Source organism: Rhodovulum visakhapatnamense (assembly GCF_004365965.1).
GTDB classification, from domain to species: Bacteria; Pseudomonadota; Alphaproteobacteria; order Rhodobacterales; family Rhodobacteraceae; genus Rhodovulum; species Rhodovulum visakhapatnamense.
On record NZ_SOEB01000021.1, the window covers coordinates 51,679 to 72,021 of the forward strand.

The window sequence follows — 20,343 nt, forward strand, 5'->3', positions numbered from 1 at the left end:
TCCCTTCAAAGACGAAGATCGAGGCCACCGCCCGACGTGCGGGCAGAGGTACTGTTCGTGGCAAGCGGGCCCGTGTCGGCCCCGTCTTCACCCGGCGTGAGCCCGGCGGCGGCAAAACCGCGCGCCTGGCCCTGATTGCTGCGCTGCTGCCCGGCGAAATCGAGGACGACCTCGCCATAGCCCAGATCCCGCATCGCGCTGGCCAGCATGTCGCCATGGCGCCGCATCAGGTCGAGCGTATCGCCGCGATCGGCCAGAATGCTGACCGTGATGCCGTGATCGCTTGGGGTCAGGGTCAACCGCACGCGGCCAAGCTCTTCCGGGCTGAGCGTCAGATGGACCGACCCGTCCGCGGCGCGGTGAAGCGATTCGGCCATCTGGCGCATCGCCGTGCGCGGCGCATCGGCCAGTTGGGGAGAAGCCGACGCAGAGCGTGCGGCCTCGGAAGACCGCGCCTGGTCGGATCCGGCGCGATCTGACAGGCCGCCTTCGGTCGCCGCAGCCGGATCGGCGCGGCCACCGTCGGCGACCGCCGACCCATCGGACCCGGCGCCCGCCAATTGGGGGGCGGCCGCGCCATCCGCCTGCGCCAGCGCCGCCGGAGCGGAGGCCGTCTGCGGTCCCGTGGCAGGGGCCGCGGCCTCCTGCCGGAGCGAGTCGCGGCCCCGATGCTCGCCGCGCCCCTCCGACCTGCCGCCAGAGGCCGATGCCGCACTGGCCTGAGCCGCAGCGGCCTGCAGGGTGTCGCGGGGCGTCTGGGCGGCGGGATCGACGGTCGCCTGGGTCTGTTGCTGCGTTGCCGAAGCTTTCGCCTGTGAGGGCTCGGGCGACGGGGCCGATGCGGTTTCGGTTCCCTTGCCGGTTCGGAGTTCGGTCTTCTGGCTTTCTACGTGCAAATCGGCCGCCGAGGCCGATTGCGCCTGGACACCTTCCGCCGGGGATTGCGGTGCGCCTTGATCGGTCGCCGTTGGCTGCGGTTTGGTGGTCGCCCTGATCGCAGCCTGTGCGGCGGTGTCGACGGAAGCGGCGTCGCCAGCCTGCGGGTCTTTGGCATCAGGGACGATGGTCCCAGGCACGGCGGGCGCCGTTGCGGTCTCTGCTGCGGTTTTGGGGAGGGTCGTCGCCGACGGGAGCGTCGCATTTTCCGTGAGCGTGCCTCCCGGGGCGGGGGCCGTCGTAGGCGTTCGTCCCGCAGGGTCGGAGGGGAGGACGGTTTCGGCCGTGGCCGCGCGCGCCGTTTCGACGGCTCCCACCGGAGTCGGCCGGGCTGCGGGTTCGGCCGCCGCGACATCCGGTGTGGCGGCAGCCGACGACGGCACGGCCAAGGAGGGCGGAACCGAGGGCGCAAGGTCCAGGGATGCAAGCTGCGCCGCGCCCTCGGACGCCGCCGGGCCGTCGCTGGCGGTGCCCGCCTCAGCTTCGGATCCGGGCGCTTCTTTGCCTTCGGCCTCGGTCACCGGCGCTTTGGCGGTCTCTGCCGGGCCGGTCTTGGCCGACGCGGCATCTTCGGGGGCCGGGGGGGGGGCGTCGCGTCGCGGCGGGGCCTCGGACGCCTTGTCCCTGGCCTTGGCGCGAGCGGGCGGCTCGGTCCGGTCCGGGGGCGTCGACTCGTCGAAGACCGAGCGGAAATCCGACCCCTCCGTGTTGGAAGGCCGGGAACTGCCCGGTGCGTCGAATCGGGAAGGCCCGGAGGGGCCGAGCGTATCGAAGGGGAAAGGAACCTGCATGCGTATCGCCAGACTTCTGTCGGAGTTGGCCGCAGATTGGACCGGGATCGGTTACCGGTCCTTTACCGGATTCCCCCAATAACGGAAAAAACGACTCGCAGTTTAGGAGTTCCGCCATGCTGCCTCCCACCCTGCCTCCGACCGGCGCGACCGGCGCCACCGATCGCGAGGCCCGTCTGGCCCAACTCCGTGCCGCCGCCGAGAAGCTCGAGGCCCAGTTCCTGTCCGAGATGCTCGAATCGGCCGGTCTGGGCGACCTGTCCGGCGAATTGTCCAGCGGTGCGTTCAGTGGCGGCATCGGGGAATCCCAGTTCAACTCTTTCCTCCGCGACGCCCAGGCCACGGAAATGGCGCGCGCGGGGGGTATCGGCCTTGCCGAAAGCATCTTCGAATCACTCAAGGAGCGGATGGATGACCTCGATTGACACGATCGCCGACCTTCTCGAGCGCGAGTATCAGGCGCTCCGGGACAGCGACTTCACGGCGCTGCGCGCATTGACCGACGAGAAGGAACAACTGGTCGCCCGGTTACAGATGCCTTCCGAGGCCGACCGAGACGCGCTGGACCGGCTGCGCAGCAAGGCGCGGCGAAACGATCGCCTGCTGGCGGCGGTCGAGAAAGGGCTCGACTCCGCCCGCGCCTCGCTGAAGCGGCTGCGCGAACCGGCGGCGGCGCTGGACACCTACACGCAGCGCGGCGAGCGCACCCGTATCGGTGCCACCCCTTCGGCGCTCACGCGCCGCGCCTGAGCCCTATTTTAGCCAAATCCGACGATTACAACCTTCCCCAGTTAGTCGTCCCTTAACCCCGGACTGAAAGGTTCGGGGCGCACCCTGAGACGGGTGGCACGGCACGGGGAAACTCCGCAGCCGTATGGGTCAGAACGCCTTCAATTGCCGCTTATACGCGGCTTAACCCCTTGGGCGCAAAGCGCCTTGTACTTGGAAGGACCATACCCATGACCAGCATTCTGACGAACGCCAGCTCGATGGTTGCGCTGCAGACCCTTCGCAGCATCAACTCGAACCTCAATCAAACCCAGGCTCAGATCTCCACCGGCAAGGCGGTCGCGAGCGCCAAGGACAACTCGGCCGTCTGGGCCATCTCGAAAGTGATGGAATCGGACGTGTCGGGCTTCAGCGGCATCGCTGACAGCCTTGCCACCGGTCAGGCGATGGTCGGCGTGGCCCGGACCGCGACCGAATCGATCACCGATCTGCTGAGACAGGTCAAGGACAAGGTCGTGGCGGCTCAGGACCCCTCTGCCGATACCGCCAAGCTGCAGAACGAGGCTGACCAGCTGATCGGCCAGGTCGAATCGATCATCGGGGCTGCCCAGTTCAACGGGGTGAACCTGATCAAGAGCGGCGCTGCGAACGAGACTGTCCTGTCGTCTCTTGACCGTTCCGGAAACCGCGTGTCGGCCTCGACCATTGCCGTTGACGCCATCGACCTGTCGACCACGGCCGCCGCCGCGACCGGTGCGGTCGCCGCGGGCTCGACCAATGGGACTTCCTTTGTCGCCGGTGGCGCCAACGTGATCAGCGGCACAATTACGGATAGCAGCACTGCAAGCGTGGCCTTGTCTGGCCTTGACGTTGGCGATACCGTCACCGTCACGATCGACAACAAGAACTACAGCTATTCCGTGACCGCCGACGACGTGAATGGTTCCAACACGGCCTCGGATCTTGTGGCGGTCAAACTGGCCGACATGATCAACGCTGCTGGCGTTGGCAAGACTTTCGATGCGGCCGGAAACGTCACGAACTACGGGATCACGGGCGAGTACGACTCGGGCACCCCTGGCGACCTGGTCTTCAGCAACGGCAAGGGCGACGGCAGTGACATGGCCGTGACGGTTCGTGTCGAAGGTGCGGGCACCGGCGGTCTTGGGGCGCTGAACGGGTTCAGCATCACCGGCGCCACGGCCATTGCGGACGTCGAAACCATGATCAACGCTTCGATCGATGCTGCGGCGCAATTCGGTGCGATCGAGTCGCGTCTCGAAATCCAGTCGGAATTCGTCAAGAACCTGACCGACTCGCTGAAAACCGGTATCGGCGCTCTCGTCGACGCCGACATGGAGGAAGCTTCGGCCCGCCTCCAGGCGCTGCAGGTGCAGCAGCAGCTGGGCACCCAGGCGCTGTCGATTGCCAACCAGGGGCCGCAGAACCTTCTGTCGCTCTTCCGTTAAGGAGGGCTGGCCGGGGCCGAAGCGCCCCGGCCTTCTCCGCCTGAGAGCTGAAAGCTACGATAGGAATGGAAGGACAGAACGTGAATGCACTTCAGATGGCCCGAACGGCCTATTCTGCGCCGAACCAGAACAAGACCCGCAGCCCCCGCGCCACCGAGTACGCCGCCTTCGGCAGGGTCACAAGTCTGATCAAGCAAGCCCACGATTCGGGCAAACTCGCCTTTCCCGCGTTGGCTGCCGCGCTGCACCAAAACCGCAAGCTGTGGCGAATTCTCGCGGCAGACGTCGCAGACAAGGACAATGGACTTCCCACGGACCTGCGCGCCCGGATCTTCTATCTCTACGAATTCACTGATCACCATACCGGTGAGGTCTTGGCCGGTCGTGCAACGGCATTGCCTCTGATCGAGATCAATACGGCAATCATGCGCGGTCTCGCCGTCCGGGTGGAGGCCTCATCATGAGTGGCGGCCTCGTTCTTAAACTCGGTCCGAAAGAACGTGTTCTGGTGAATGGCGCGGTGATCGAAAATGGCGACCGGCGCACCCGGCTTTCGATCAAGACCCCGAATGCCAACATCTTGCGTCTGCGCGATGCGATCCACCCCGAAGAGGTCAACACTCCGGTCCGCCGCGTCTGCTATTTGGCCCAGCTGGTGCTCTCCGGCGACTCGACGCCGACCGAGGCGCGTCCGCAACTTCTGCGCGGGATCGAGCAACTGAGCCAGGCGTTGACCGATCCGGACAGCCGCGCGCAGCTTGCCGCGGCCACCGATGCAGTCCTGCAGGACCAGTACTACCAGGCGCTCAAGGCATTGCGCGGCCTTCTTCCGCGCGAAGAGCGTCTTCTTGCGGGGCTTCGGGACCAATGAGTTTCCAGCCGGTTCTCCCTCTGACGGGTTATGCCGGCTGGCGCTTCCTCGAACGCTCGATGGAGCGCCAGCAGGATGCTTTCAACAAGAGCCCGACGACACAGAAGGAACTCGACTACTTTGCCAAGAACATCGGCAAGGTGACGTCGGCGGACGATCTGGTATCAGACTATCGTCTGCTGAAGGTCGCGTTGGGGGCCTTTGGTCTGCAGGATGAAATCGGCAACAAGTTTTTCATCAAGAAGGTCCTGACCGAGGGGGTCGACGCTGAGGGCGCTCTGGCCAACAAGCTGGCCGACAAGAGCTACTACAAGCTTGCCGAGGCCTTCAGGTTCGTTTCCTCGGGCGCAGCCGCCGCGGCGGCCAAAGACGATTTCGCCAACGATTTGAGCCTCAAGATCGAGGGCGCGGGATATCTCGCGGTTACGACTCCTTCTGGCGAAGTCGCCTATACCCGAAATGCCAGCCTGAAGCGCAACGCAGACGGTCAGATCGTTACCGCCGAGGGCTACACCGTCGCCTCCTCCCGCGATGCGAAACTGTTGCCGGGCGCAGGCAATGGGACCGATACGGGCGGTAAGGAAACGGCCTTCTCTGGTATCACTATTCCTGACTTCGTCGAGACTTTAACTGTCAATGACAAGGGGGAGGTCTACGGTCACTTCGAAGGGGGCAGGCAAGGCCTTCTGCTAGGTCGACTTATCCTGACCAGTTTCTCCGACGAAGACGCCCTTGCCGTGCTTGGAGCCGACACGACAGAGGAAATCAAGGACCAGAACGCCACGCCCGCCGATCATGAGACGGCCTACTTCGTTGTAACCCAAGAGTCGGGCGATCCGATCTCGGGGCGTGCGCTTGAGGACGGGTTCGGCAGTTTCAAGCGGGGTGAGGCAGTCGAGGCGCAGGAGACCTTCGATGCCGCGTCGATCACTGCAGCCTTCCTGACCCGCAGCTTCGAAGTTGCTGTCGGTGAACAGAACGAGGACATGCGTCTGGCGCTCAATATCGACCGGGAGCTCGTCACGCTTGCCGCCGACGACATGTCGGAGGACGCCAAGTGGTTCTCGATCATGGGGTCGGGGCCGATGCGGTCGGTCTTCGATATGGCTTTCGGCCTGCCTGACTCCTTCGCGGCGCTCGATCTCGACCGGCAGCTCGATGTCTACAAGGCTAAGGCCAAGGCGATGTTCGGCGATGCCAGCGTCTCGCAATTCTCGGGCGACGAGATGCGCGACAAGCTCATCAAGATGTACATGATCCGGTCCGAAGCCAGTACCGGTGCCGGGTTCAGTTCAGGGCAGATCGCGCTGAGGCTTCTGGGCGGCTGATTGCGCACTCCAATTTCCGGGGCGGGACCGGTCCCGCTCCGGCTCGGTGGGCGCGCTTAGCCCCGGATCGTGCGAAGCCCCGGTTTGACCGGCGCGGGCTTTGCGGTTTCGAGAATTCCGGCAAGGCGCGCAAAGCTCTCGGCGACGCCGCCAGGAGCGTCTTCGGACAGGAACGCATCAAGCGCGGGCCAGACCGCGATGGCTGCGTCGATTTCCGGGTCGGATCCGGCGGCATAAAGCCCGGCCTGGATCATCATCTCGGCCCGGTCATAGGCGCCGAGCATCCGGCGTGCCCTTGCAATAAGCGCGTTCTCATCGCCGGTCGCCGCTCGCGGCAAACTGCGCGATACTGATCGAAGGAGGTCGATCGCCGGGAACCTCCCGCGCTCGGCGATGCGGCGGTCGAGGACGATGTGCCCGTCCAGAACCCCGCGCAGGATGTCCGCCACGGGTTCTTCCATATCCGACCCCGCGACCAGGACCGAGAACACCGCGGTGATGTCGCCGCTGCCCGCGACCCCGGGACCGGCGCGTTCGGCAAGGGCCATGATCGCCTGGGCGGTGGAGGGCGGATAGCCGCGCAGCGCAGCCGGTTCGTGGGCGGCCAGCGCCAGCTCGCGATGTGCTTCGGCGAAGCGGGTCACCGAGTCGGCCAGAAAGAGAACGTGGTTGCCCTGGTCACGGAAATGCTCGGCGACGGCCATCGCCGCCCAGGCCGCGCGGCGGCGCACCATCGGAGACTGGTCCGAGGTCGCGGCCACGACCACCGCGCGCGCCATGCCGTCCGGCCCCAGGATCTGGCTGACGAATTCGCCGACCTCGCGACCGCGTTCACCCACCAGCGCGATGACGGCCATGTCGGCTTCGACCCCGCGCGCGAATTTGGACAAGAGCGATGACTTGCCCACGCCCGATCCGGCAAAAAGCCCGATCCGCTGCCCGCGCACGATCGGCAGCAGGGTGTCGAATGCGGCAAGCCCCGTGCCGAGGCGCCCGCCAAGCGGACGGCGTTCGGTCGCGGGCGGCGGTGCGGCGCGCAGCGGGCGCGGCGCGGGACCGGGCATCAGCGGCCGACCGTCAAGCGGCTGGCCGAAGGGATCGACGACCCGGCCCAGCCAGGAACTGTGCGGCGCGATTTCGCCCGGTCCCAGCAGGATCGCCCGGTCACCGACCGACAGGCCCTCGGGCGTGCCATCGGGCAACACCGTGACGGTGCCTTCGGCCAGCGCCAGAACCTCGCCGCGCCGCCTGGGGCCGCGGCCATGCCGGATCTCGACCAGATCGCCAAGCCCGGCACTGTCGGAGAGGCCCGCCACCGTGACAGTCCCGCTGCCTGCGGCCACGACTCGCCCGACCGTCCGGACCGGAGTCAGGGCGGAAATGCGGGCGATCAGGGATGAGAACGGGTTCTGTGGCATGAAGATTCTCCCGAGGCGATCATGACTTACGGTTTCTAAAGGAATCAAGCTTAAGCATCGTTTGAGACCGAGGGAGAAACCCCGATGTTCGAGAAGCTTGAAATCTTCCGGATGGCGTCCGGGCTGGCTGAACATGCCGGAACGCGCCAGACCGTCATAGCGCGAAATATCGCGAACTCCGACACGCCCGGCTATCGGGCGCAGGATGTCGCGGATTTTGCCAAGACCTATCGCAGGTCCGACACGGGCGCGCTCATGCGCGCCACGCGCCCCGGCCATCTGGCCGGGAGCGAGACCGCCTATGCCACCCAGCGCGCCGATGCCTCCGATCCGGAAGAGCCGAACGGCAACTCCGTCTCGGTCGAGGATCAGATGCTGAAGGCGGTCGAGACAAAGCGTCAGCACGATCTCGCGCTGGCCGTGTACCGAAGCTCGCTCGGGATCCTGAGAACCAGTCTCGGGCGGCAACGATGACCAGAATGGTAGGAGCCTGAGATGAATGATCTTAGCCAGAGTTTCGGCCTTTCGGCCAGCGGGCTGAAAGCCCAGGCGACGCGGCTTCGGCTGGTGTCCGAGAACATCGCCAACGCCGACACGCCCGGCTATCGCCGCAAATTGACAACCTTCGAAACCCAGCTGACCTCGGACGGTCCGACCGGCGAGGTGCAGACCGGCCGGGTGAAGCTCGATCAGTCGGATCTGAGCATGATCCATGACCCGTCGCATCCTTTGGCCGATGCCGAGGGCAACTATAGCGGGTCCAACGTGGATCTGGTTGTCGAGATCGCCGACGCGCGCGAGGCGCAGCGCAGTTACGAGGCGAACCTGAAAATGTTCGACCAGGCGCGGCAGATGTCCCGCGGTCTGCTCGACCTGCTGCGCCGATAGGAGAGACGGAGATGGACATGAAATCCAGCGCCGCTGCCCTTGGTTACGCCACGGCGCGCCCGGCCACCCAACCCCAGCATGGCGAAGACAGCGCCGAGAACACCTTCGCATCGGCGGCCCAGGGACTTTCGGACACGATCCGGAACGCCGAACAGACCGCGATGTCGTCGATGACCGGCGGCGCCGATCCGCACGCTCTCGTGCAGGCGCTGGCGCAGACCGAACTGGCGGTCGAGACCGCGGTGACGATCCGCGACAAGGTCGTCGAGGCCTATCAGGAAATCCTGAGGATGCCGGTCTAGTGCCATGAATGAGCTCATCTTCTACGACACCCTGCGTCAGGGCCTCTGGATCTCTGTCGTGATCTCGATGCCGATTCTGACGGCCGCGCTGGTGACCGGCGTGGCGATCGGCCTGTTTCAGGCCCTGACTTCGGTACAGGAGATGACGCTCACCTTCGTACCCAAACTTGCGGCGATCCTGATCGTGTTCTGGGTCTCGATGGCGTTCATGACCGAAACGCTGATCGGGTTCTTCACCGACCGGATCGTCCCCATGATCGCGGGGATCTGACCGATGGACAGCACCGGCTACACCACACTCACCCGGCAATCGGGCCTGATGCGCGAGATGCAGAGCATCGCCAACAACATCGCCAACAGTTCCACGATCGGCTATCGCCGCGAGGGGCTGATCTTCTCGGAATACATCGCCGATGTCGACGGGCCGGGCGGGTCCCTGTCGATGGCCGAGGCCAATGTGCGCGTCACCGATCTGGGACAGGCGCCGCTGACGCAGACCGGAGGCACTTTCGATTTCGCCATCGAGGGCGAAGGGTTCTTCCTGCTCAATACGCCTCAGGGGCAGCGCTTGACGCGCGCCGGAAGTTTCACGCCCGATGCGGCCGGCAACCTGGTGTCGCCCGACGGGTACCAGCTGCTCGATGCCGGCGGCACCCCGGTCTTCGCGCCGCCGGATGCGACCTCGTTCGCGGTTGCTGCCGATGGAACGGTCAGTGCAGACGGCACCCCCCTGACCCAGATCGGCATCTATCTTCCCGCCGATCCGAACGCGATGACCCATGTCGCCGGGACGCTTTTCGATCCGGGCGGGGCGCCCCAGCCGGTGGAAGATACCAGCATTCTGCAGGGCTATGTCGAACAATCGAACGTTCAGCCGGTGACCGAGATTACCCGGATGATCGAGGTCCAGCACGCCTATGAGCTTGGCCAGAAATTCCTTGACCGCGAGGATGAGCGCGTCCGCGACATCATCCGGACCCTCGGGTCCAGCAGCTGATTCAGAAAGGACGAATCCCATGCGCGCCCTCCAGATCGCCGCCACCGGCATGTCGGCCCAGCAGATGCGGGTCGAGGTCATCTCGAACAACCTCGCGAACATGAGCACGACGGGGTACAACGCCCGCCGCGCCGATTTCGCCGATCTTCACTACCAGCAGGCCACCCGTCCCGGGACCATCAATGCCAACGACGGTACGGTCTTGCCGACCGGCGTGCAGCTGGGTCTGGGCGTGCGTCCGGCGTCGGTGTCGGTGGTTCTGTCGCAGGGGTCGCTGTCGCAGACCAATGGCGATCTCGATCTGGCTGTCGACGGCCGCGGCTATCTTGAGGTGACGCTGCCATCCGGCCAGTCCGCCTATACCCGGGACGGTGCGCTCAAGCGCACCGGCGATGGGCTGATCGTCACCTCGGACGGCTACACGGTGGTTCCGGGCATCACCATTCCTGACGATGCCCGCAGTCTCTCGATCAACTCCGAGGGCGAGGTCTACGCCTATTTCGACGGCGAGGTTGCGGCGCAGCTTCTGGGCCAGTTCAACCTGAGCATGTTCTCCAACGACAAAGGACTCGAGGCCATCGGGTCGAACCTTTTCGTTGAGACCGAGGCCTCGGGCGCGCCCATCGCGGGTACTCCCGGCGTCGACGGCTTCGGCACCCTGCGTCAGGGCTATCTCGAGGACAGCTCGGTCGATGCGGTGCGCGAGATCACCGAACTGATCGAGGCGCAGCGCGGCTACGAACTGAACGCCAAGGTCATCACTGCCGCCGACCAGATGATGAGCGCAACGACACAGGTGCGCTGATGCGAACGCTTGCCCTCCTTGCTGCCCTGGCCGCCGGGTTACCGGTGCCCGCAGGTGCCGACATCCTGGTTGCGACCCGGTCGGTGCGGGGGCAGACGATCCTCGGTCCGGGCGATGTCGCCGTCATCGAAGGCGATGTCGCGGGGACGCTGATCGCACCCGAAGAGGCCATCGGTCAGGAAGCGCGCGTCAATCTTTATGCGGGACGCCCGATCCGCGTCACCGATGTCGGTCCGCCGGCGATCATCGAGCGCAACCAGATCGTGACCCTGCGCTTCCGAAGCGGGGGACTTGTCATCGCCGCCGACGCCCGGGCGCTCGACCGCGCCGGGGTGGGCGATGCGCTGCGGGTGATGAACCTCGCCTCGCGCAATACCGTCACCGGATTTGTCGCGCCCGACGGCAGTGTGGTCGTCGGCGCCAGCATGAAACCCTGAGGAGCCTTTCCGTCCATGAGACCCCTTGTCATTGCCTTTTGCGCTACGGCGCTGCTTGTTCCGGCCGCGTGCGACCGGCTGAAGGAGGTGGGGCGTCCCCCGTCCTTCAAGCCGGTCGAGGGCTCCAACGCCTATTATGCGATGACCGATGGCGAGACGCTGCCGATGCAGGTCGAGCGGCGCAGCCCGCTGGAGAGCTCGTCGCTCTGGTCCCATGGCCGTCAGTCGCTTTTGGGCGATCACCGGGCCGGGCGGCGCGGCGACATCCTGACCGTGGTGATCGAGATCGACGAAAAGGCCGAAATCTCGAACAGCACCTCGCGCAGCCGCAGCGGTGCAACCTCGATGGGCATCCCGCAGATGCTGGGCATTCCGCAGCGGATCAACAAGGCGCTGCCTGATGGGGTGACCATGGACAACGCCGTCGAGGCGGATTCCAGTTCAAGCCACAGCGGGGACGGGTCGGTCAAGCGCAAGGAAAAGCTGACGCTCAGGATCGCGGCCACCGTCACCGACGTACTGAACAACGGCGTCATGAAGATCGAGGGCTCGCAGGAGGTCCGCGTCAACTACGAGATGCGCGAGCTTCTGGTCAGCGGCTATGTCCGCCCAGAGGACATCTCGCGCCAGAACGAGATCACCTATGACAAGATTGCGGCGGCCCGGATCTCTTATGGTGGCCGTGGTCAGATCATGGACGTGCAACAGCCCCGTATCGGCCATCAGATTGCCGATATTGTGCTGCCATTCTGAGACCTGAAATGGGCAAGCTTTTACCAGTCATCATCGCGGTCGTCGGTCTCGCAGTCGGAGGCGGGGCAGGATTCCTGTTGAAACCTGCGCCCCCCCCTCCGGCTGAAACCGATCACGCTGCGGCCGAGGGGGCTTCGGAGGACGGCGCGCATGCGTCGGCCGCCGAAGCTCATGGCGACGCCGCATCCTCGACCGCCGGACATGGCGCGTCGGGCGGCGGCCAGGGCGACGACGGGGCGGCAGGACCCGAATATGCCAAGCTGAACAACCAGTTCGTCGTTCCGGTCATCCGGTCGGGTAAGGTGGCGGCTCTGGTCGTGATGTCGATCAGCCTCGAAGTTCCTTCGGGAAGCAGCGAATTCGTCTTCGAGCGAGAGCCCCGGCTGCGCGATGCCTTTCTTCAGGTTCTGTTCGATCACGCCAATGCCGGTGGTTTCGACGGCGCCTTTACTGAAAGCGGCAACCTGACACTGCTGCGCCGGGCGCTTCTGGAATCGTCGCAAAGCGTGCTTGGCCGCATCGTCTCCGATATCCTGATTACTGATCTGGTTCGCCAGGACGCCTGATCCCGCAGGACGGACGCGCCTCAGCGGCGGCGCGTCCGGTCGAACAGACCGCGCAGCGCCTCGTCGCGCCCGAAGGTCCGCGCCGCCTCTTTCATCAACACCGCTTCCTGCGCCCGCGCCCGGGCCAGCTGGGCGTTCAGTGCGGTCCGGCGTTGCTGATGGCGCAGCATCCGGCTGCCATCCATCACGGCCCGCACGGCGATGTCGTCATCGGCGGCCGCGCGTCGCGCCTCGTCGTCCAGCGTCTCGATGGCAGCCTCGATCCGGCGGCGGTCCTGGGCTGCCACCCGCAGCCGGCCCAGCGCCGCATCCTTCAGGATCGAGCCGATCTGCATCAGGCGTCCGGGCCGGTCGTCGCGCTCTGCCATCACAGCCCCTTCGCCCTGGTCCGCATCTCTTCCGCAAAGCGGATTGCCGCGGCCACGGCCTTGTAATGTTCAGGTTTGATCTCGTCACCTATCTCGACGCTGCCGTAAAGCGCGCGCGCCGTCGGCGGATCGCGCCGCATCGGAACCCCGGCCTCCGCCGCGACCTCGCGAATTCTCGCGGCGATTTCGTCGACGCCTTTGGCGACGCAGACCGGGGCCCCGCGGCTCTTGCGGTCCCATTTCAGCGCGACCGCATAATGGGTCGGGTTGACGATGACGACATCGGCATCGGGCACATCACGCAGCATGCGGTTGGTTGCGATGTCGACCGCACGCTGGCGCCGTTGCTGTTTGATATGGGGGTCGCCTTCGGACTGCTTGAGCTCTTCCTTCAATTCCTCAAGCGACATGCGGTGGCGCCGACGATGCTCGGCGACCTGCCAAAGATAATCGATGGCACCAATTGCGGCGGCGATGGCGACCACCACGGTCAGGAACTCGACCGACATCCGCACGAGTTTGGCCGCGGCCATCGCCGGTGACAGGTACATCGTTCCCAGCATCTCTTCGAGATGCTTGCCGAGATAAAGCGCCAGAAGCACGGTATAAAGCGCCAGCTTGACCGCGCTCTTGGTAAATTCGAAAAGCCCGGATCTGCCAAACTTGTTTTTGGCGGTCTCGATCGGATTGATCCGGGAAAGCTTGGGCATCAGCTTGTCCGGCGCGACGACGAAGCTGCGTTGGGCAAGGATGGCCGCGAGCGCCGCGATGGCCGGGATCCCGAGCCAGGGCAAGGCTGCCAGACCGAATCCGGCCATCAGGCCTCCCGTGGGAGCGGTGCCATGCCCCCCAAGCAGCATGGGGGCCAGACGGTCGGCCTGGCCGATCATGCCCGCGCCAAGTTCGCCCATACGGATCAGGCTGGCGCCGCCCAGCGCAAAGGCTGTGATGGCAAAACCGGCATAGACTGCGGCGGTATTGATATCGACCGACCGCGCGATCTCGCCCTTGCGGCGTGCGTCGTCGAGCTTTTTCTGTGTCGGCTCGAACTGCTTGTCGCCGGGATCTTCGTCGCTCATCCACCCGCTCCGAATGGGGCGGCGAAGACCGTCAGCAACCGGTCCTGCCAGAATGTCAGCATCGGCGGCAGGGCCAGCAAAAGAATGATAAGCCCACCAGCCGTGATGGCCGGGGCACCGACGAAGGCGACCATCAGCTGCGGCATGGCCTTGTTGATGACACCCAGCGCCAGGTTATAGATCAGAGAGGCAATGACGAAGGGCATGGCCAGCGTCGCGGCCAGGGCGAACCCCTTGGCGACGCTGCCGGTGCCCCAATCCGCCAGCGTGGCTGCGTCCGGAAACCGGCCCGCGGGCAGCAGGTCGTAGGACAGGATCATCGCCTCGGCCGCGCGGACGTGAAGCCCCGACATCACCGCAAGGGTCAGCCCTGCCATCAGCATCAGCCGACCCATGGCCGGTTGCGGGTCCATCGACGCGGCGCCTAGGATCTGGGACAGCGAGGTGGCCTGCGCGGCGATTTCGCCCGCCATCTGCAGCGCGAGGATCATCATCCTCAGCACAAGCCCAAGCGCCAGTCCGATCACGGTTTCGGTGGCGAAGGATACCGCCAGCGAGGGCGGCGCCTCGATGAGCCGGGGCGCGACCGCCGGGGCCACCACCGCCGTGAAGGCGAGCGCAAGACCAAGCCGTACCCGGGTGGGAACGGCGCGCTCACCGAAGGCGGGTAGCATGGCCATGATCGCGCCGACCCTTAGGAAAACGAGAAAGGCAGCAATCGCCAGAGGCCGCCAGATCTCAAGCGCCGGGGCCAGTTCCAGGGTCATGCCGCGACCATGCCGACCAGCGCCGGGCGCGAATTGGTGCCGATTTCCTCGAAGGACAGCACCGGTGCCGCGATGCCCTTGGCGGACAGGGCCATCTGCAGAAACCGGCGGCGGCGGCCCGAAGTGGCGATCACCGGGAAGATGCCGTTCTCGCCTGCCTTGGCCAGTTTCTCCGAAACCGCGCTGGCCAGGCGGTTGAAGTCTTCGGGGGGCAGGGCGACGTCGGGCACCCCGGTCTCGCCACCCACCTGATAGGTCGAGAAGCGCGACTCCCATTCCGGCGAAAGCTGCAGAAGCGGCAGGGTTCCATCCTCGCGGCGGTGTTCGGCCACCAGCTGGAAGCCGAGGCGGCGGCGAACATGTTCGCAGATCGATTCGGCGCCGACATGGCTCGGACGGGCTTCGGCGATGGCCTCGAGGATCAGGGGCATGTTGCGGATCGAGACCCGCTCGTCCAGCAGCAGCCTGAGGACCGCCAGCAGCAGGTCCGGCGGAACCTTGTCGGGCACCAGATCGTCGATCATTCTCCGGTTGGCCTGTGCCCGGGTCTGATCGGACAGGTTCTTCAATTCGTCGAAGATCTGGCGAAGGGCCTTGTTGGTCAGGAGCCGCGCGAAGTTGTTCTTGATGACTTCCAGCAGATGGGTGGCCAGAACTTCGGAAGCGTTGACGACGGTCACGCCCTGCAGAGCCAGTTCTTCGCGCCGATCCGCGGACACCCAGCGCGCCGGAGCGCCGTAGACCGGCTCCCTCACGTCTTCGCCCCGCGGCAGAAGCGCGACATCGCCCGCCTGCAACGCCAGCACCTGGTCGGGCCGCAGTCGATCCCGGGCCTGCTCAACCCCTTGAATACGCACGACATAAGTGCCCGGCGGCAAGGCCCCGTTGTCGGTCAGGCGCATCTCGGGCAAGATCAACCCGTAGCTCTCGGCCACATGCCGCCGCATTGAAACGATCCGCGCCTCAATTCCGGTCGACGGATCGAGCACCATGCCGACCAGATCGGGGGCGAATTCCAGGTGAATATCGTCAAGGTCGAGCAAGTCGCCCATGCGGCTTGCGGGTTCGATCTTTTCGGTGACCTCGGGTTTGGCGGCTTTCGCCGCCTCGCGCTGGATCGCGCGCCAGCGGGTGAAGGACGCGACGCCCAGCACGAGGCTGCCGACGATGAAGGGCACGAAGGGCAGCCCGGGGACCAGCGCGAAAAGGCCCAGCAGCACCGAGACCGTGCCGAGCGCGGCCGGATGCTTGCCGAGCTGGTTGAAGACCGCGAAATCGGCCGTGCCGGTGGTCCCCCCTCGCGACAGGAGAAGGGCCGCCGCGATCGAGATAATCACCGCCGGGATCTGGCTGACGAGGCCGTCGCCGACGGTGAGGATGGCATAGGTCTCGAAAGCGCGACCAATCGGCATGCCGTGCATGATCACGCCGATCGCAAGCCCCATCAACATGTTGAGGAGGGTAATCAGGAGGCCGGCCACCGCATCGCCCTTGACGAATTTCGAGGCCCCGTCGAGCGAACCGAAGAAGGTGGTCTCGGCCTGTTCACGTTCGCGCCGCGCCTTCGCTTCGGCATGGTCGATGGCGCCTGCAGCCATGTCGCTGTCGATGGCAAGCTGTTTGCCAGGCATTCCGTCAAGCGCGAAGCGGGCGCCGACCTCGGCCATCCGACCCGCGCCCTTGGTGATGACGATGAAGTTCACGATCATCAGCACCCCGAACACCACGAGCCCGAGGAATACGTTGCCGCCCATGACGAACATCGCGAACCCCTCGATCACGTCGCCCGCCGCGCCGGTGCCGGTGTGGCCCTGGCCGATGATGAGCTTGGTCGAGGACACGTTCAGCGACAGACGCAGCATCAGCGATGCCAGCAGGATGGTGGGGAAGGACGAGAAATCGAGCGGGCGCTCGATGAAAAGCGTGACCGTGAAAATCAGGATCGCGATCGAGAACGAGGCGGCAAGGCCTATGTCGAGCACCCAGGCAGGCATCGGAAGGACCATCATGACAATGATCGCCATGAGGGCGAGGGCCATCAGAATGGTCGGGCGGAAGATCTCGGAGATCGAAAAACCGGGCATGCGTCAGATCCTTTTCGACCGGAGGTGCGGCAGGCTGCCGGGTCTATGCGTCATGGCCACGGAGCGATACCGATCTGCTTGCGGCAAGACGACGGGCCGTGAGTTTCCAAAACGCGAGACGGCTCGGCGCGGTCTTGCGCCGATGCCCGGCCCGTTGGCGGGGGGCTCCGTCATGGGGGGGCGGAAAGACATCTGCCAAGTTGCTCTGGCGCCGGGCCCGAGTGTCGATCCGGGGTTAGGTCGGACCGGTCGGACAACACAGGCCGACCGGTGCAGATGGCGTGCCCGCAGCGGTCGGGGGGCGGTCAGTGTTTCACGGCCATCCGGCGCGTGCAGGGAGGGAACATGTGCCATTCTGGCCAACTCAATTCGTTCTAACTTTTAGTCAGCCTATGGGGTAGGAATTGACAAAGGCTGAATGGCGGCGGAACGGATCCGGTCAGTTCTGAGTGGCCGGGCGGTTCAGAATAGCCTGCAGCCGGTCGCGCATCGTCTCGCTTGCGCCAAGTGCGTCTCGGGCGACCGCGAGGCTCGGTTCGTCCGAGATCGGCGCAGGTTCCTGTTCACGCCGGGTCTGGACGAAGGCTCGCTCTTCCGGTGCCCCCAGGGTTTCGACGCCGTTCCAGTCGCGCGCGCGCCAGGCCATTGCCGATTGCGCCTCGGAATCGCCTGCGGCGCCAAGATAGTCGGCTGCAGACTGAAGATTGCCCTGCTGCTTGGCGATCTGGGCTCGCAGTTCGTCGGCTTCCGCCGTTTCGATGCCCGCAAGGTACTGTTGGGCTTCTCCTGCGCGTGCCTGCGCGAGGGCAAGGCGAGCGCGGACCAGGCGTTCGGGCGTGGTTCCTCTGGGTTTCACGGGCTGAAGAACCGCAGACGCGCGATCCGGGAAACCCATTTTTGTCAGCCGGTCCGCGACGGCCAGACGGGCCTCGGAATCGGCGGAGAGCTTGGGAAGCGTCATCGCGCCGGCATAGACCTCACGCATGAACGCTTCGTCCGAACCTCGTTGGGCCAGTTCTTCGAGCAGTTCGGAAGACAGTTCGGTTTGAGCTTCGAGACCGTGATGGGCCAACATGGCGAAAGCGGTTTCAAAATCCCCCCGCGCACCATGTCCGCGGATCGCGAGCGTCAACAGTCGGGTGCCGCTTGCTGTGCCGCGGCGCTCGAAGGCAAGCGATTCGGCGAGGTTCAACGAGTCGACCGACGGAACCCGGCCCCGGCCAAGTCCGGTTTCGATCTGGAGCGCGAGAGCGTCCGCCGTGCCCTGTCCGCCCGAGGAAACCACTTCCTCGATCTTCCGGTCGGCCTTGTCATCGGCGCCTCGGGCAAGTTCGATCTGTGCCTCGACGATGGTAAGATCTTCTGTGCGCCCCCTTTCACCGGTCCGGGCAACGGCGTTCCGGATTTGCAGGGCGGTCGCCTGATCGCCTGCAGCCAGAAACCGTTCGGCCAGCGTCGGACCGAGATGGCGACGAATATGGATCGGAAGCTCGGAGAAGCTTTCCAGCAAGGCGGTGCGATCAAGATCCGACAGATCGCCCAGTACGGGCCTTGCCAGCGCCGCCCAGAGCGCTGCACGAGTTGGGCAGGACATCTGCCCGTCGAACAATTCGGGGTTATCCGCCTGGCCGTTATCTACAATTGCAGCCAGTTCGCGCAGCAAGGGGACGTCGGGCGTGTCGGTCCCGGCCACGTTCAGAACCGCGCGGGCTTCTGCTCCGAACCCGAAGGCGATATAGGCTTGGGCAAGGCCAACGGCACCCGCCGGATCTGTTGCATCCCGCATGTCAAGAAGCGCCGCGCGCTTTTCGGCGAAGACCTCGCCCGGCGTACGATCCCCGCCCCATCCATTCAGATCGAACTTGCTGTCGGACAGACACCGCGTGCCGTCGGCTGCGATAGGGTCATCGCCCGAGGGAAAGTCCAACCCGAGATCCATGCTGGTTTCGACCCGCATGTTGCGCCAATCGGAGGGCGTATGATGCTCGGTCTCGGGCGTTTCCGCCTGTCCATGCTCGGCGGTGCCGTGATCGGGGGTGGTCGTATCGCCATGGGGCTCATTGGACGCGGGCGACGCCTCCACCGAGGGGATGTCGACCGCGGGTTCAAGAAGCCCCTGTGCCGTGGCCCGCCCGATCTGTTTCATCAGTTCCGACTGCATCATCGCGACGCGTGGATCTGTTTCGGCGGGGGGGATTTCCGGCTCGAGCATCTGCTCGACCATCGCCGCCGGAGGCTTCATGCCGGTTGCGGACGCAAGCGGCGACCTGAGATCCAGATCGATCGGCAGGCGTATTGCGGCACTTTCGGTGCGTTGGACCGGTGGCGGCGCGGGCTCGGCGATTGTCGCCGGGTCGCCTTGAGGCGCGGTGAGGGAGGGCGCCGGGGGGGCCGGGAGGACGGTCGGCTGGGGTGGCTCGGGCGCTTGGGGCGGCGGAGAGGTCGGCTCGGAGACGGGAGGCAGAAGTGCTGCCTCGAACGGAGAGCCGTTCGGAGCGGGGCCGGACCGAAAATCGAGCACGAGGACGCCTGGGCGCAGTTCGAAGGCCTCGACATGGGCATCGGTGCCCACGCGGAGTGAGACGAGGCCGGGCGCGACCAGTGCGGCGTCGGCCAGACGGCGGCGCGGCATCCGGTCGAAGACGCCCCCAAGATCGAAGCGCAGATCAGGGTTATCGAATTTCAGCAGATAGCCGTCCGGCCCGCGTCCAAGCGCCCAAGCCTGGGCCGCATCGGTTTCGAACACGAGACGCGAATAGTCGGGATGCTCGCCGGACCGGATCTCGACCTCTTGGGCAAAGGCCTTCGACCCTGCAAGCAGGGCCAGGGCCAGGGCCAGAACGACGTGCCGGGCCTTCATGCCGCCTCCTGTTTCGAGGCTTTGAGGGCCTCTTCCAGTTCCGAGAAGCTGGGACGGCTGCCGCCGGGGGTGTTCTGTCTGCCAACCTCGATGCAGATCGCCGGCGGGTGATTGTGCAGGTTGGCGACAAGAACCTCACGGATCAGCAGATAGAAATGCGCGTCTTCCTCGACCACAGCCTTCAGCTTGGACGCGAAGGGTCCCATGAAACCGTAGGCGAGGAACACACCCAGAAACGTTCCGACCAGTGCGCCGCCGATCATCTTGCCAAGCACTTCCGGCGGCTGGTCGATCGAGCCCATGGTCTTGATCACGCCCAGCACGGCGGCGACGATGCCGAGAGCGGGCAGGGCGTCGGCAACTGACTGCAGGGCATGGCTTGAGTGCATCGAGTGGTGCAGATGCGCCTCAAGGCGTTTTTCAAGGACTTCCTCCACCTGATGGGGATCGTCGTAGTTCATCCCCGCGGCACGGAGCGTATCGCAGATCAGATCGACGGCCTCGTGGTCGGCCACGATCTTGGGATAGCGCCCGAAGATCGCCGAGTCGGCAGGCGCCTCGATATGGGTTTCCAGTTCCAGCGGGTTCTGACGGGCGACGCGAATCAGCTCGAACAACAGGCACAGCAGATCGCGGTAGTCGTCGGGCTTCCAGTGGGGGCCCTTGAACACCTTGCCGATATCCTTGATCGTGTGCTTGATGGCGGCCATGTCGTTGCTGATCACGAAAGCACCTGCTGCGGCGCCGCCGATCATCGCGAATTCGAAGGGCAGCGAATGCAAGATGATACCCATCTTGCCGCCTGCCATTACGTAGCCGCCGAACACCATCACGAAGATGAGAATGATCCCGACGATACCAATCATGGATGGTGCTCCGCTACTCTGACCTTGTT

At 65.2% G+C, this 20,343-nt stretch carries 23 protein-coding genes; 15 read left to right on the plus strand and 8 right to left on the minus strand.

The features are described from left to right. Positions 1–5: 5 nt before the first annotated feature. The gene (locus EV657_RS16315) at positions 6–1,727 is read right to left on the minus strand and encodes a flagellar hook-length control protein FliK (protein ID WP_134078903.1); all 1,722 of its coding nucleotides are present in this window, start codon (positions 1,725–1,727) and stop codon (positions 6–8) included. A gap of 116 nt (positions 1,728–1,843) precedes the next feature. Here EV657_RS16315 and EV657_RS16320 point away from each other — a divergent pair, with 116 nt between their 5' ends. The 6 genes from EV657_RS16320 (at position 1,844) to EV657_RS16345 (ending at position 6,124) form a co-directional block, all read left to right on the plus strand. Continuing rightward, complete coding sequence (locus EV657_RS16320) at positions 1,844–2,152, plus strand: rod-binding protein (RefSeq protein ID WP_075784558.1); 309 nt, start codon at positions 1,844–1,846, stop codon at positions 2,150–2,152. Further along, positions 2,139–2,477 (plus strand): hypothetical protein, encoded by a 339-nt coding sequence (locus EV657_RS16325; RefSeq protein WP_075784559.1) that lies wholly within the window; start codon positions 2,139–2,141, stop codon positions 2,475–2,477. The genes EV657_RS16320 and EV657_RS16325 overlap by 14 nt, the downstream gene beginning before the upstream one ends. Positions 2,478–2,686: 209 nt before the next feature. Beyond that, on the plus strand, positions 2,687–3,925 hold the full coding sequence (locus tag EV657_RS16330) for a flagellin (RefSeq protein WP_134078905.1): 1,239 nt from the start codon (positions 2,687–2,689) through the stop codon (positions 3,923–3,925). Between the two features lie 80 nt (positions 3,926–4,005). After that, the gene (gene flaF / locus EV657_RS16335) at positions 4,006–4,389 is read left to right on the plus strand and encodes a flagellar biosynthesis regulator FlaF (RefSeq protein WP_165828196.1); all 384 of its coding nucleotides are present in this window, start codon (positions 4,006–4,008) and stop codon (positions 4,387–4,389) included. Continuing rightward, positions 4,386–4,796 (plus strand): flagellar biosynthesis repressor FlbT, encoded by a 411-nt coding sequence (gene flbT / locus EV657_RS16340; RefSeq protein ID WP_113670923.1) that lies wholly within the window; start codon positions 4,386–4,388, stop codon positions 4,794–4,796. The genes flaF and flbT overlap by 4 nt, the downstream gene beginning before the upstream one ends. Then, on the plus strand, positions 4,793–6,124 hold the full coding sequence (locus EV657_RS16345) for a DUF1217 domain-containing protein (RefSeq protein WP_134078906.1): 1,332 nt from the start codon (positions 4,793–4,795) through the stop codon (positions 6,122–6,124). Before flbT ends, EV657_RS16345 begins: the two co-directional genes overlap by 4 nt. A gap of 56 nt (positions 6,125–6,180) precedes the next feature. Here EV657_RS16345 and EV657_RS16350 read toward each other — a convergent pair whose 3' ends face one another. Continuing rightward, a complete protein-coding gene (locus tag EV657_RS16350; protein WP_113670921.1) occupies positions 6,181–7,542 on the minus strand; it encodes a FliI/YscN family ATPase in 1,362 nt (453 codons plus the stop codon). A gap of 84 nt (positions 7,543–7,626) precedes the next feature. Between EV657_RS16350 and EV657_RS16355 the strand changes: the two genes are divergently transcribed. The 9 genes from EV657_RS16355 to EV657_RS16395 are packed head-to-tail and all read left to right on the plus strand — an operon-like array spanning position 7,627 to position 12,290. Next, a complete protein-coding gene (locus EV657_RS16355; RefSeq protein WP_075784564.1) occupies positions 7,627–8,016 on the plus strand; it encodes a FlgB family protein in 390 nt (129 codons plus the stop codon). Positions 8,017–8,037: 21 nt separating this feature from the next. After that, positions 8,038–8,430, plus strand: coding sequence for a flagellar basal body rod protein FlgC (gene flgC / locus EV657_RS16360; RefSeq protein WP_134078908.1), 393 nt, complete (start codon positions 8,038–8,040; stop codon positions 8,428–8,430). A gap of 11 nt (positions 8,431–8,441) precedes the next feature. Further along, on the plus strand, positions 8,442–8,732 hold the full coding sequence (fliE, locus tag EV657_RS16365; protein WP_075784566.1) for a flagellar hook-basal body complex protein FliE: 291 nt from the start codon (positions 8,442–8,444) through the stop codon (positions 8,730–8,732). Positions 8,733–8,736: 4 nt separating this feature from the next. Beyond that, a complete protein-coding gene (locus EV657_RS16370; RefSeq protein ID WP_075784567.1) occupies positions 8,737–9,003 on the plus strand; it encodes a flagellar biosynthetic protein FliQ in 267 nt (88 codons plus the stop codon). 3 nt (positions 9,004–9,006) lie between these two features. Next, positions 9,007–9,729 (plus strand): flagellar hook-basal body complex protein, encoded by a 723-nt coding sequence (locus EV657_RS16375; protein ID WP_075784568.1) that lies wholly within the window; start codon positions 9,007–9,009, stop codon positions 9,727–9,729. 19 nt (positions 9,730–9,748) lie between these two features. Continuing rightward, the gene (gene flgG, locus EV657_RS16380; RefSeq protein WP_075784569.1) at positions 9,749–10,534 is read left to right on the plus strand and encodes a flagellar basal-body rod protein FlgG; all 786 of its coding nucleotides are present in this window, start codon (positions 9,749–9,751) and stop codon (positions 10,532–10,534) included. Next, positions 10,534–10,971, plus strand: coding sequence for a flagellar basal body P-ring formation chaperone FlgA (flgA, locus tag EV657_RS16385; RefSeq protein ID WP_134078910.1), 438 nt, complete (start codon positions 10,534–10,536; stop codon positions 10,969–10,971). Before flgG ends, flgA begins: the two co-directional genes overlap by 1 nt. A 15-nt stretch (positions 10,972–10,986) precedes the next feature. Beyond that, positions 10,987–11,724 (plus strand): flagellar basal body L-ring protein FlgH, encoded by a 738-nt coding sequence (gene flgH, locus EV657_RS16390; RefSeq protein ID WP_075784571.1) that lies wholly within the window; start codon positions 10,987–10,989, stop codon positions 11,722–11,724. Between the two features lie 8 nt (positions 11,725–11,732). Next, entirely contained in the window at positions 11,733–12,290 is a 558-nt protein-coding gene (locus tag EV657_RS16395) for a flagellar basal body-associated FliL family protein (protein WP_134078911.1), read from the plus strand. Between the two features lie 20 nt (positions 12,291–12,310). Here the strand turns inward: EV657_RS16395 and EV657_RS16400 are convergent, their stop codons facing one another. The 6 genes from EV657_RS16400 to motA form a co-directional block, all read right to left on the minus strand. Then, complete coding sequence (locus tag EV657_RS16400) at positions 12,311–12,658, minus strand: hypothetical protein (RefSeq protein WP_075784573.1); 348 nt, start codon at positions 12,656–12,658, stop codon at positions 12,311–12,313. Beyond that, complete coding sequence (locus EV657_RS16405) at positions 12,658–13,737, minus strand: EscU/YscU/HrcU family type III secretion system export apparatus switch protein (protein ID WP_075784574.1); 1,080 nt, start codon at positions 13,735–13,737, stop codon at positions 12,658–12,660. Before EV657_RS16405 ends, EV657_RS16400 begins: the two co-directional genes overlap by 1 nt. Continuing rightward, the gene (locus EV657_RS16410; RefSeq protein WP_134078913.1) at positions 13,734–14,504 is read right to left on the minus strand and encodes a flagellar biosynthetic protein FliR; all 771 of its coding nucleotides are present in this window, start codon (positions 14,502–14,504) and stop codon (positions 13,734–13,736) included. Before EV657_RS16410 ends, EV657_RS16405 begins: the two co-directional genes overlap by 4 nt. Next, positions 14,501–16,588: a flagellar biosynthesis protein FlhA gene (gene flhA, locus EV657_RS16415; RefSeq protein ID WP_113670916.1), complete on the minus strand. Its 2,088-nt coding sequence runs from the start codon at positions 16,586–16,588 to the stop codon at positions 14,501–14,503. Before flhA ends, EV657_RS16410 begins: the two co-directional genes overlap by 4 nt. A gap of 439 nt (positions 16,589–17,027) precedes the next feature. Continuing rightward, positions 17,028–19,448: a hypothetical protein gene (locus EV657_RS16420; RefSeq protein WP_134078914.1), complete on the minus strand. Its 2,421-nt coding sequence runs from the start codon at positions 19,446–19,448 to the stop codon at positions 17,028–17,030. After that, a complete protein-coding gene (gene motA / locus EV657_RS16425) occupies positions 19,445–20,314 on the minus strand; it encodes a flagellar motor stator protein MotA (RefSeq protein WP_075784578.1) in 870 nt (289 codons plus the stop codon). Before motA ends, EV657_RS16420 begins: the two co-directional genes overlap by 4 nt. Positions 20,315–20,343: the final 29 nt, after the last annotated feature.